Below are 12,120 nucleotides of genomic sequence, written 5' to 3'. Positions count from 1 at the left end.
AAATTACTTTTATCTCAGATTTAACTTAAAAAATATGAAAATGAAAAAACTAGCCTTCGTTATATGCCTATTTATGTCTTTTCAACTTTTTTCGCAAGCACAAGCTGAAGTAACAAAAGAGAATATATGCAGAGGTGCAGCTATTAGTGTAGTAGCGAATGTAAAACCTTTTTTAGAAAATGGTATTCCTAAATCAGAGGTTTTACAAATGGGTAAAGAATTGGTAAAAGAAGTAATTAAAGATGCTCCTGCTAAAGCATACGATTTATTAAAAGCTAAAAAATCTCGAGACGAAGTTATAGAAATTCTTTATAACGACTTTATGAAGTTAGACGAAAAAACGGTGCTAAACTTTTTATTAAAGCCAGATACTGATGATTTTGAGGATGAAGAAGATGATTATTAACATTCTTAACCTTTAAAACGATAACTTCGCTATTGGGCGATATCTCATCATTAAAATGACGGATATCTTAACCATTATCATTAATTTATAGAAACATTGAACTACGAAATAAAAGACTATTCGGAATTGCAAGAATCATTAAATAAATTCAATATTAAATCTGATGGGTTACTTTGCTTCTTACCAGAAAATTTATTTGATACCGAAAACACAAAAAACTTTATTTACTCCGAAACAACGACAGACCTTAACAAGGCTTTAAAAAATGAAAGCCAGAAAATAAATTATCTGACTAATGACAAACCTCTATTGCGTTCAAGAAAAAGTGCCGATTGGTTTGGACCAACTATTTTCATAGGGTACACGATTTTAGTTGAAAATCCTCATTTAGTAGATATTTCAATGAGTCTACTTTCTAGTTATTTATACGACTTGTTCAAAGGAACAAGCGGGAATAAAAAAGTGAAGTTCGATATCGTAATCGGAAACGAGAAGAAAAAATCTTTTAAAAAAATATCATACGAAGGTAATGCCGAAGGTGTAAAGGAATTAAAAGATGTAATCAAAAATTTAAAAAAATGATTATACAAAATCCAGAAGTTAAGAATCTGCTCGATGAGTTTAATTTAATTGTAAAAAGAGCTGAGAATATTGCAATTTTTACGAGGGATATAGGTCTTCAAAAAGAAGAGATTGAAAAATTAGAAAATTTTAGCGAAAAGGCAGATAAACTAAAAAATACAAATAAAGACAAGTACTCAGAAGATGAGCTAAACCTAGTATTATGTTTATTACTTAGTGCTAATGCACTGAGATTGGAAATCTCAATGATAGTCTGCTTAAAAAACAACGAAATGAACTTTGCTTGGGGACATTTAGTAGAAGCTCAAACTTTGGTTTCTGTTGTTGCCCGAAATCACCCTTTTTCCGATGGAGAGTACTTAAATGGCTTTAGTTCTAAATTGAACTTATTTGAAAAATTATTTTTCCCTAGAATGATGTTCGCAAGTACAGGAGCAATAATTAAAAAAACAAGATGCAATATATGTGGGTTGGAATATGAAGAATGCAACCATATGAAAGGTAGAATGTATTCAGGTGAATTATGCGTTAGAGAAATTCATGAGGCTGAATTAGAGGAGGTCTCTATGGTTGAAAATCCTGCAAATAAATTATGTCGACAATTACAAGTAGAATTTGATGGTAAAATGGTGGATACGTTTACTCTAGTTGAATAAAACTAATGGCGACAAAACCTATAAACAATACAGGCTTCGGGCTTAAACGAATGGTTTACCTATTTTTATTGAGTCCGCAAAATCTTTTGGATTTTGCTCTGGACAGGTAAAAATAAATCAAAACAAAAAGATTTCGCTATATGCGTGACGGTAAGCAAACGCTAGTTTACTCCCTTACTTTTCATAGCTAAACCAATAGCAAAACATCTTCATAACTCGCTAAAAACCAAAACATTTTAGGTTACTTCAAGAATTATTCGTAAATTTGCACGCCTTTTTACGAGTACAGATTTAAAAAAGGTTTAAAATTATATTTATTAAGTTTAATTTCTCTTGGCGTTAGTATCGTTAAAAATCTGGTTAACAAAAAGATACAAATAATTTTCAGAATGTCTGAAACAAAAGTAAACCCACAAGAATTTTTAGCTGACTTTGATTGGCACAAGTACGAACAAGGTATTGAAGCTGTAGATGAGGCTAAATTAAAAGAATTTGAAACTGCGTTAGAAGGAACTGTAGGTTTCGTTAACGAGCGTGACGTAATTGAAGGTGAAGTAGTACGTATTACTGATCGTGATGCTATTATCGACATCAACTCTAAATCAGAAGGAGTAATTTCGTTAAACGAGTTCCGTTATAACCCAAATTTAGCAGTGGGTGACAAAGTAGAAGTATTAGTTGACAAAAGAGAAGATTCATCTGGTCAATTAGTATTATCTCACAAAAAAGCACGTGTAATCAAAGCTTGGGATCGTGTTAACAACGCACACGAAACTGGTGAAATCGTTAACGGTTTTGTTAAGTGTAGAACTCGTGGAGGTATGATCGTTGATGTATTTGGTATTGAAGCTTTCTTACCAGGTTCTCAAATCGATGTGAAGCCTATCCGTGACTACGATCAATACGTAGAAAAAACTATGGAATTCAAAGTTGTTAAAATCAACCACGAATTTAAGAACGTAGTAGTATCTCACAAAGCGTTAATCGAAGCTGATTTAGAAGATCAAAAACGTGAAATTATCGGTCAATTAGAAAAAGGACAAGTATTAGAAGGAGTTGTTAAAAACGTAACTTCTTACGGTGTATTTGTTGACTTAGGAGGTGTTGACGGATTAATTCACATTACTGATTTATCTTGGTCTCGTATCAACCACCCGAATGAAGTTGTTGAATTAGATCAAAAATTAAACGTTGTAATCTTAGACTTTGATGATAACAAGTCTAGAATTCAATTAGGATTAAAACAATTATCTGCTCACCCATGGGAAGCTTTAAACTCTGACTTAAAAGTTGGTGATAAAGTAAAAGGTAAAGTAGTTGTTTTAGCTGATTATGGTGCATTTGTAGAGGTTGAAGAAGGAGTAGAAGGATTAATCCACGTTTCTGAAATGTCATGGTCAACTCACTTACGTTCTGCGCAAGATTTCGTAAAAGTTGGTGATGAAGTAGAAGCTCAAATCTTAACATTAGACCGCGAAGAGCGTAAAATGTCTTTAGGTATGAAGCAATTACACCCAGATCCTTGGACTGATATTACTACTAAGTATCCTGTAGGTTCTACACATACTGGTACTGTACGTAACTACACTAACTTTGGTGTATTCGTAGAGTTAGAAGAAGGTATCGACGGATTAGTATATATCTCTGATTTATCTTGGACTAAGAAAATTAAGCACCCATCAGATTTCGTAACTGTAGGTGATAAATTAGAAGTACAAGTATTAGAATTAGACGTAGAAAACCGTAAGTTAAACTTAGGTCACAAGCAAACTCAAGATAACCCTTGGGATGCTCATGAAGCTACTTATGCTATCGGATCTATGCACGAAGGTACTATCAAAGAGAAAAATGATAAAGGTGCAACTGTAGTATTTGCTGACGGAATTGAAGCTTTCGCTCCAACTCGTTTCTTAGAAAAAGAAGACGGTAGTAAATTAGCTAAAGGTGATGTTGCTCAATTCCAAGTAACTGAATTCAGTAAAGAGTACCGTAGAATCGTTGTTTCTCATACTTCTATCTTTAGAGAAGAAGAACAAAAGAACATTAAAGCTGCTGCTGCTAAAGCTCAAGAAGTAGAAAAAACTACTTTAGGAGACATCGGTGGATTAGCTGAATTAAAGAAGAAAATGGAAGGAAAATAATCCAACCTACTTCTTAAAAATGATAAACCGTTAAGCTGTAAAGTTTAACGGTTTTTTTATTTTTTCATATAACAAATGTTACCAGTTAAAGCTTCTTAGTTTTAAGGCTCTTTTCTTAAATAACTTTATATTTGTTATCTAATAAAAATGAATATGACACTTATTAAATCTATATCAGGTATTAGAGGTACCATAGGCGGAAATACAGGTGATAATTTAACTCCGATTGATGCAGTAAAGTTTGCAGCATCTTACGGAACATTTATTAAAAAGAAAAACGCTGAAAAAGAAAAAATAACAATCATTATAGGAAGAGATGCCCGTATTTCGGGTAAAATGATAAGCAATTTAGTAGCCAATACTTTAGTTGGATTAGGAATTGACGTAATCGATCTCGGCTTATCAACTACACCTACGGTAGAAGTAGCAGTTCCTTTAGAAAAAGCTGATGGAGGTATTATTTTAACAGCCTCTCACAATCCAAAGCAATGGAATGCACTTAAGCTTTTAAATGAAAAGGGAGAATTTTTAAATGGGGAAGACGGAGCGGAAATTTTAAAAATTGCTGAAAACGATGCAACTATTGAGTTTGCTGAAGTAGACGATTTAGGTTCGTACAGAAAAAAGAAAAATTACATTAAGAAACATATCAAAGAAGTTTTAAAGCTTAATTTAGTTGATACAAAAGCTATTAAAAAAGCAAAATTTAAAGTAGTAGTTGATGGTGTTAACTCTACTGGAGGAATTGCTATTCCTGCTTTACTAGAGGAGTTAGGTGTAAAATGTATTGAGTTATATTGTGAACCTAACGGACATTTCCCTCACAATCCAGAACCTTTAAAAGAACACTTAACAGATATTTCTGAATTAGTTGTAAAGAAAAAAGCTGATTTGGGTATTGTTGTCGATCCAGATGTAGATCGTTTAGCATTAATTTCTGAAGATGGTTCTATGTTTGGAGAAGAATATACTTTAGTTGCTTGTGCTGATTATGTTTTAGGTCAATTAGGTGGTGGTAATACTGTTTCTAACTTATCATCTTCAAGAGCGTTACGTGATGTTACTGAAAAGCACGGAGGAACTTATACAGCAAGTGCAGTAGGAGAGGTGAACGTAGTTCAAATGATGAAAGATACCAACACTGTAATTGGAGGAGAAGGTAACGGAGGAATTATCTATCCAGAATCTCACTATGGACGTGATTCTCTAGTTGGGGTTGCACTATTCTTATCACATTTAGCCCATAAAAAAATGTCTTGTAAAGAACTAAGAGATTCTTATCCTAGCTACTTTATGAGTAAAAATAAGATCCAGTTAACACCACAAATTGATGTTGACAAGATTTTAGAAACCATGGCAAGTAACTATAAAAACGAAGATGTAAACACAATTGATGGTGTAAAAATTGATTTTGCTGATGAATGGGTACACTTACGTAAATCTAATACTGAACCAATCATCAGAATTTACACAGAAAGTACAAGTCAAGAGAAAGCAGATACTTTAGCGGAAAGATTTATCACTGAAATAAAAGAAATTATAGCATAATTTCGAGTCTCTAACAAAATGTTATAAATACGTTAATATTATAATTATTTTAGGCTACCTAGTAGCATACTAGTAATTTTATCACTCAACAAACAACACAGATTATAATTATGGATTTAGAACAGTATTTTGATAAGTTCAGAAGAAATATTGTAGGAATAGACCAAACTTTTCAAACTCCTTATGGTGAAAAGAAAATGGTATACACTGATTGGACTGCTAGTGGTAGATTATACAGACCTATCGAAGAGCAACTTTTGTATAAATTCGGTCCTTTCGTAGCAAATACACATACAGAAACTTCTACATCAGGGGCAGCTATGACACTTGCATATCACGAAGCTCGTAATATTATAAAACGTCATGTAAATGCTTCTGCTGATGATGTGTTAATTACTGAAGGTTCTGGTATGACGGGAGTTGTAAATAAATTCCAACGTATTTTAGGACTCAAAGTATCTGAAAATCTTAAAGAAAACACACAAGTTCCTGATGAAAAGCGACCTATTGTTTTTGTTAGTCATATGGAGCACCATTCGAATCAAACTTCTTGGATTGAGACTATTGCAGATGTTGTAGTTGTTCCTTGTAATGAAGAAGGTCTAGTATGCTTAGATAAGTTTGAAGAAACCATAAAAAAATACTTAGATAGACCAATAAAAATAGCTTCAATAGTAGCAGGGTCTAATGTAACAGGTATAAAAACAGATTATCATAAAGTGGCTTCTTTAATTCATAGATATGGTGGGTTATGCTTTGTAGATTTTGCTTGTTCTGCACCTTACGTTGATATTGATATGCATCCAGAAAATGAAGATGAGTATTTAGATGCTATTTTCTTTTCTCCACACAAGTTTTTAGGAGGTCCTGGTAGTTCTGGAGTATTAATTTTCAATAAAAAATTATATAAAAACATGGTTCCTGACAACCCAGGTGGAGGAACTGTTAGTTATACAAATCCATGGGGTCAACATGATTATTTTGATGATGTTGAAACTCGTGAAGATGGGGGTACTCCTGCTTTTTTACAAACCATAAAAATAGCATTGTGTATTCAAGTAAAAGATCAAATGGGTACTGATAAAATTAAAGAACGTGAGGATGAAATTAATCCAATCATTTTTAATTGCTTAGAAAATTTAGAGGGAGTTCAAATTTTAGCTCCTAACCATAAAGATCGCCTAAGTATATTTTCTTTTTATTTTGAAAAATACCATTTTAATTTAGTTGTTAAATTATTAAACGATCGTTTCGGTATTCAAACCAGAGGAGGTTGCTCATGTGCTGGAACATACGGACACTTTTTATTAAATGTAGATCAAACAAGATCAAATGAAATAAAAGGACAAATTTTAGGAGGCTGCAGTACAGAAAAACCAGGTTGGGTACGCTTATCAGTTCATCCAACTATTACAAATGAAGAAGTACAATTTATTTGTGATTCGTTAAAATCGTTAGCTGAAAATATAGCAGAATGGTCAAAAGATTATGAATATGACATGACCAAAAATGATTATGTACACAAAACAGTTGAACCTATTGAAAAACAGCTAGTAGCTGATTGGTTTTCGTTATAATATGATACACATTAGTAGCTCTTTTTTAGAAGAAAACTATTTAAAAATCAAAGAAGACTCTATATCTGGAAGGTGGATTACACTGACAGATATAGAGCCTTTATATTTTGAATTACAAAATTCTAAAATAGAAACAAAAATAATTGGTGAATCAGAGCAGGAGAGAGCTATTTACCAATTAAAATTTGGAACAGGAGAGAAAAGAATTCTTATTTGGAGCCAAATGCATGGTAATGAAAGTACAGGAACTAAAGCTGTTTTCGATTTTTTAAACTTTATTCAACGTTTTCCTAATCATAAAATTACTCAAGCAATTGTGACTAATTGTAGTATTACCATTGTTCCCATGCTAAATCCTGATGGAGCACAAGCCTATACACGTGTTAATGCTAATAATATCGATTTAAATAGAGATGCTGTTGAATTACAAGCTAAAGAAAGTAAGTTATTACGTAAAATTTTAGAAGAGGTAAATCCGCAGTTTTGCTTTAATTTACACGACCAAAGAACTATTTTTGGAGTTGAAGGTACTACGAATACTGCTACCATATCATTTTTAGCTCCATCAGAAGAAGAATCTAGAAAAATTACAGAAGGTAGAAAAGAGACTATGAATGTTATTGTAGCAATGAATAAATTGTTACAAGAAATTATACCTGATCATATTGGTCGTTATACAGATGAATTTTATCCAACCGCTACAGGAGATAATTTTCAAAAAATGGGACATAATACTATCTTAATTGAAGCAGGGCATTTTTCTGATGATTATGATAGGGAAGAGGTAAGAAAGTATAATTTTTATGCATTATTACAAGGAATTTATCATATTTCAATAAACAATGACTTCACCTCTTATCAAGATTATTTAGCTATTCCAAACAATATCAAGAACTTCTACGACATTATTTATCGCTCAAAAAATAATGAAAAAGATGTTGCTTTTCAGTATGTAGAAACTATAGAAAATGGTAAATTTGCACTGGTTTTAACGAAAGAAAAAGAAGGAAATTTATCTTCATATTTAGCTCATAAAGAATTCATAAAAAATAGTTAAAAATTTATATTTCCTTAAACAAAACTTACATTTTTTACAAAAAAACTATATTTTAGCAATATTACTTGAAGAAAACAAAAAAATGAAGAAGTTCATACTAGATGAGATCGATCATCAAATTTTAGACATTTTAATTGAAAACGCCCGTACACCTTTTACAGACATTGCAAAGAAGTTATTAGTATCTGCCGGTACTATTCACGTGCGTGTAAAAAAAATGGAAGACGAAGGTATTATTCAAGGGTCAACATTAACCTTGAACTATGAAAAAATGGGATACTCGTTTATTGCTCATGTAGGAGTTTTTTTAGATAAAACATCTATGACTCAACATGTACTAGACAATTTACGTTTAATATCTAACGTTACAGTTGCTTATGTAACAGCAGGAAAGTATAATATTTTCTGTAAAGTTCGCGCTAAAAATACTGCAGACGCTAAAGATATTATTTATAAGATAGACGATATTCACGGAGTAAATAGAACTGAAACTATGATTGCTCTTGAAGAAAGTATCAATGATAAAAAGCGTTTAATGCACGCTATTTTCCAAGATATATAATTCTATCATCATATTTTATCAAAAAGGGTTACGAAATTCGTAACCCTTTTTGTTGTTTTATTTATTACCATCCAAACTTTTCAAAAACAGTATTCCAATCTTGAGGGAAATCAGCTATGACTTCTAGTTTTTTATTCGAATAAGGGTGTATAAACTCTAACGAATGCGCATGCAAAAACAAATTTTCACAATTAAAGTTTTCTAGAAACATCATATTGTGATTTTTATCTCCGTATTTAGGATCACCAATTAACGGGTGACTAATTTTGTTCATATGAATACGCAACTGATGTAATCTACCAGTTTTAGGCGTTAATTTTACCAAACTATATCTTGAAGTATCATACGGTTTTACAGGAATGTTAATGGTAACCGTTTTTTCTGTAGCTAAATATGTTTCTGCTTCTTTATGTACATTAGCATCTCTTCCTTTTACAGGAGAATCGATAATTTTTGTTTCAGGAGCATGTCCTCTTACAATTCCGTAGTATGTTTTTTGAATTTGGTTATTCATAAACAACTCTTGAAATTTAGCAACATACTCACTTTTTTTAGCCAACAATATGATTCCTGAGGTTTTTCTATCAAGACGATGTATAGGGTACATTTTTTCACCACATTGCTCTTGTAATAGCTGTAATAATGAAGCTTCATCTGCTACATTTCTAGAGTGATGCGCATGGTGTACAACTACATTATTAGGTTTTGATGCACATACTATATAATCGTCTTCAAAAAGAATTGGTACATTCATAATATTAATTTACCTGTTTAAGTTTTGTTAGGTTTACAAGCGCTAAAGATAAAGCTCCACAAATAAAAAATCCGATAAAAAGTGGGAGAGTAGTTGTACTAACAAATCTGCCAATAACAGTTGCAATTGGCACTGCCATAATCGTTGATACAAATCCGTTAATAGCTGCTCCAATTCCAGCAATATGACCTACAGGTTGCATTGCTAAAGCACGTAAGTTTCCGAATAAAAATCCGATAGAAAAAAATTGTAACGCAAAGAACACCAATAAAATTGTTATGCTTGGATTCTCTTTTTGGTAAAATAATGTTACATAAATTAAAGGAACTAAGGTAAATACAATTAAAAAGAATGATACCAATTTATGCATTCCGAATTTCATTACAAATGAACCATTTAAAAAAGTAGCAAACCCAACAGAAATTGCCAATCCAGCAAAAATGAACGGAAACTCATCGACTAATAAATACTGCTCTTGAAAAATTTGTTGAGAAGCACTTAAATAAACCATAAAAGACCCAGTTATAAAACCTGAAACCAAAGTAAAAACAGTTGCTTGTTTGTATTTTATAAACTCTTTTAAACCGTCATAAAACAAACCAAAAGAAAACTTAATTCTATTTTCTTCTTTTAACGTTTCTGGTTGACGTTTCCATAACCAAAACATTACTAAAACTCCAAAAATTAACTGACTATAAAAAATAGATTTCCATCCGTAAGCATCGAGCATAATTTTTCCTAGAGCAGGAGCCACTACAGGAACTAAAATAAATATGACTACAATGAATGACATAATTTTAGCCATATAATTACCACTAAAACTGTCTCGAACCATAGCTATACTTATAGTTCTTGGCGCAGAAAGACCTATTCCTTGTAAAATTCTTCCTACAACCATCATTTCTAAGCTTGTTGAGCTAACACAAATAAAGCTAGCTATTACAAAAAGCAAAAAACCTCCATAAATAATTGGTTTTCTTCCTAAGGCATCAGAAATTGGTCCTGAAATTAACTGCCCAAACCCTAATCCTAAAAAAATCATTGTTACTAATAACTGACTATCGTTAGAAGATTCTTGAACATTAATACTAATACCTATGTGTTCTAAAGCAGGAAGTAAGGCATCTATTGAAAGTGCTACAAGCGACATTAGTGACGCCATTAGAGCAATGAACTCTAACTTTGATTGATTATTTTCTTGCATTGGGCAAAAGTAGTGCCTTTGTTTTGGTTAGAGGTTAAAATTTATAAAAAAAGGCTGTTAAAATACAGCCTTTAAACAAACAATATCACGACTTTCAAAGTCTAAATAATTTGACGCTGCAAGGAATAAATTGTAGTGAAACAAAAAAATTAAAAAGTTGAAGGGTCTTTCTTCCTTAACAGCGTCTAATATTATAAATACATCTTATATAACATATAACAGACTTCGTCAAAAATACCCTACTTTTTTTGTTAAAAAATTATCACCTCTTTTGTTTTTTTTAGAGTTATATATAAAAATACTCCAAATTATGGAGTATTTTTATATACTTTTATATTGGTTGTAATTATTAAGTAAAGCGCTTATTTTATAACTATTGGACCGCCACCAGAACAATCTTTATCATATCCATCACAGTTTTGGTCAATGTTATCCCCACATATTTCTGGTGCTCCTGGATATATTGTAAAATCAAAATCATTACAATCAACATCAGCAGTATAGCCATCAGCATCTGCATCTGGATAAATAACAGTATCAGGTGTAGCTTGGTTACAGTCATCATCTATACCATTATTTGGTATCTCAGGGTTTCCTGGGAATCTATTTGGGTCATTATCATCACAATCAAGGTCTGAAGTAACACCGTCGTTATCAGCATCTACCGTATCAGGTGTTAACGGATTGCAATCATCATCTATACCATTATATAAAATTTCGGAAAGTAGGGGACTTACAGCAGGGTTCATATCGTCACAATCTCCCATAACTCCATAATTGCATTCATTGTTTGGTACAGTTCCGTCTTTATCTTGATCATCTAATCGAACATCGCCATGTGTAGAATGTTCTTCCCAAGAGTTTACATTCACATTTAAAATTTTACAGGAATCAGTTTCTACATCATAATGACATATATCTATTTTATTAGAACTTGATTTTTTTGATGCAAAGTTTTCAGTTTCTTGAAAATTTTCAATTGTACTGTCAGTTGTACATGCAGCTATAAAACTTAAAGTAACTATAATGAAAATTACTTTTATAAATTTTATTTTGTTAATACTTAATTGTGTTTTCCTCATAATATTTAATTTTTGGTTAATTCATTTATGTGAGGAGTTCTATTACAAAAATAGTGGTATGCTTAATTGAAAGCATTTATTCTTAATAGACAAGTGAGGAACAATTAATAGACAAATAATAGATAGAGGAGTATTTTCAAAACACCTATTTAACATAATATTAATTATAGTGCAAAATATTAATTATAGTGCAAATATACTATATTGAGTAAAATGGCGAATACTGTGTATTTAACATAATTGCCCATATAGCGTATTTAGGTCTATATGGGCAACAATTATGTAAAAACCAATTTACGATTATATATTTATTCCACATTCATTCGTAAGCTATAATTCTATACTATGTAAAATATCCAGAAACTGCTGTAATTCTTTTTAATATTCAGTACTTGGGTCATTAAAATTTACAATACGTGATTCTCACTGATTAAGATTTTATAAACAATGTAAATTCATTTTCATTACAATACCTAGAAAATACTTAAATATTTGAAAATCGACTTCTTTGCATTAAGACTACTTAATATTATGTAAAATAAAGTTTAAAC

The 12,120-nt window shown here is 31.5% G+C and carries 11 protein-coding genes; 8 read left to right on the top strand and 3 right to left on the bottom strand.

Translation table 11 applies throughout. The features are described 5' to 3' along the window. The first annotated feature begins 40 nt into the window (after positions 1-40). The 8 genes from N534_RS0107920 to N534_RS0107885 all read left to right on the top strand — a co-directional run bounded on the left by N534_RS0107920 (position 41) and on the right by N534_RS0107885 (position 8,529). On the top strand, positions 41-406 hold the full coding sequence (locus N534_RS0107920) for a hypothetical protein (RefSeq protein ID WP_147418490.1): 366 nt from the start codon (positions 41-43) through the stop codon (positions 404-406). Positions 407-502: 96 nt separating this feature from the next. Next, positions 503-988, top strand: coding sequence for a hypothetical protein (locus N534_RS0107915; RefSeq protein ID WP_028891973.1), 486 nt, complete (start codon positions 503-505; stop codon positions 986-988). Next, positions 985-1,644 (top strand): hypothetical protein, encoded by a 660-nt coding sequence (locus N534_RS0107910; protein WP_028891972.1) that lies wholly within the window; start codon positions 985-987, stop codon positions 1,642-1,644. The genes N534_RS0107915 and N534_RS0107910 overlap by 4 nt, the downstream gene beginning before the upstream one ends. A gap of 389 nt (positions 1,645-2,033) precedes the next feature. Next, positions 2,034-3,785, top strand: coding sequence for a 30S ribosomal protein S1 (gene rpsA / locus N534_RS0107905; protein ID WP_028891971.1), 1,752 nt, complete (start codon positions 2,034-2,036; stop codon positions 3,783-3,785). 153 nt (positions 3,786-3,938) lie between these two features. Beyond that, positions 3,939-5,333: a phosphoglucosamine mutase gene (glmM, locus tag N534_RS0107900; RefSeq protein ID WP_028891970.1), complete on the top strand. Its 1,395-nt coding sequence runs from the start codon at positions 3,939-3,941 to the stop codon at positions 5,331-5,333. A 110-nt stretch (positions 5,334-5,443) separates the two neighbouring features. Further along, positions 5,444-6,910: an aminotransferase class V-fold PLP-dependent enzyme gene (locus tag N534_RS0107895; protein WP_038005764.1), complete on the top strand. Its 1,467-nt coding sequence runs from the start codon at positions 5,444-5,446 to the stop codon at positions 6,908-6,910. A gap of 1 nt (position 6,911) precedes the next feature. Continuing rightward, positions 6,912-7,967, top strand: a complete 1,056-nt coding sequence (locus N534_RS0107890) for a M14 family zinc carboxypeptidase (protein WP_028891968.1) — start codon at positions 6,912-6,914, stop codon at positions 7,965-7,967. An 82-nt stretch (positions 7,968-8,049) separates the two neighbouring features. Next, a complete protein-coding gene (locus N534_RS0107885; protein ID WP_028891967.1) occupies positions 8,050-8,529 on the top strand; it encodes an Lrp/AsnC family transcriptional regulator in 480 nt (159 codons plus the stop codon). A gap of 64 nt (positions 8,530-8,593) precedes the next feature. On the opposite strand, the gene N534_RS0107880 is transcribed toward N534_RS0107885, so the two are convergent. The 3 genes from N534_RS0107880 to N534_RS0107870 all read right to left on the bottom strand — a co-directional run bounded on the left by N534_RS0107880 (position 8,594) and on the right by N534_RS0107870 (position 11,569). Then, the gene (locus tag N534_RS0107880; protein ID WP_028891966.1) at positions 8,594-9,283 is read right to left on the bottom strand and encodes a pseudouridine synthase; all 690 of its coding nucleotides are present in this window, start codon (positions 9,281-9,283) and stop codon (positions 8,594-8,596) included. A 4-nt stretch (positions 9,284-9,287) separates the two neighbouring features. Then, positions 9,288-10,487, bottom strand: a complete 1,200-nt coding sequence (locus N534_RS0107875; protein WP_028891965.1) for a multidrug effflux MFS transporter — start codon at positions 10,485-10,487, stop codon at positions 9,288-9,290. 362 nt (positions 10,488-10,849) lie between these two features. Further along, on the bottom strand, positions 10,850-11,569 hold the full coding sequence (locus N534_RS0107870; protein ID WP_028891964.1) for a putative metal-binding motif-containing protein: 720 nt from the start codon (positions 11,567-11,569) through the stop codon (positions 10,850-10,852). Positions 11,570-12,120: the final 551 nt, after the last annotated feature.

This window comes from Tenacibaculum sp. 47A_GOM-205m (assembly GCF_000518405.1).
GTDB classification, from domain to species: domain Bacteria; phylum Bacteroidota; class Bacteroidia; order Flavobacteriales; family Flavobacteriaceae; genus Polaribacter; species Polaribacter lutimaris.
The sequence above is the reverse complement of the archived record's forward strand: the minus strand, read 5'-3'. Positions and strand labels throughout refer to the sequence as shown.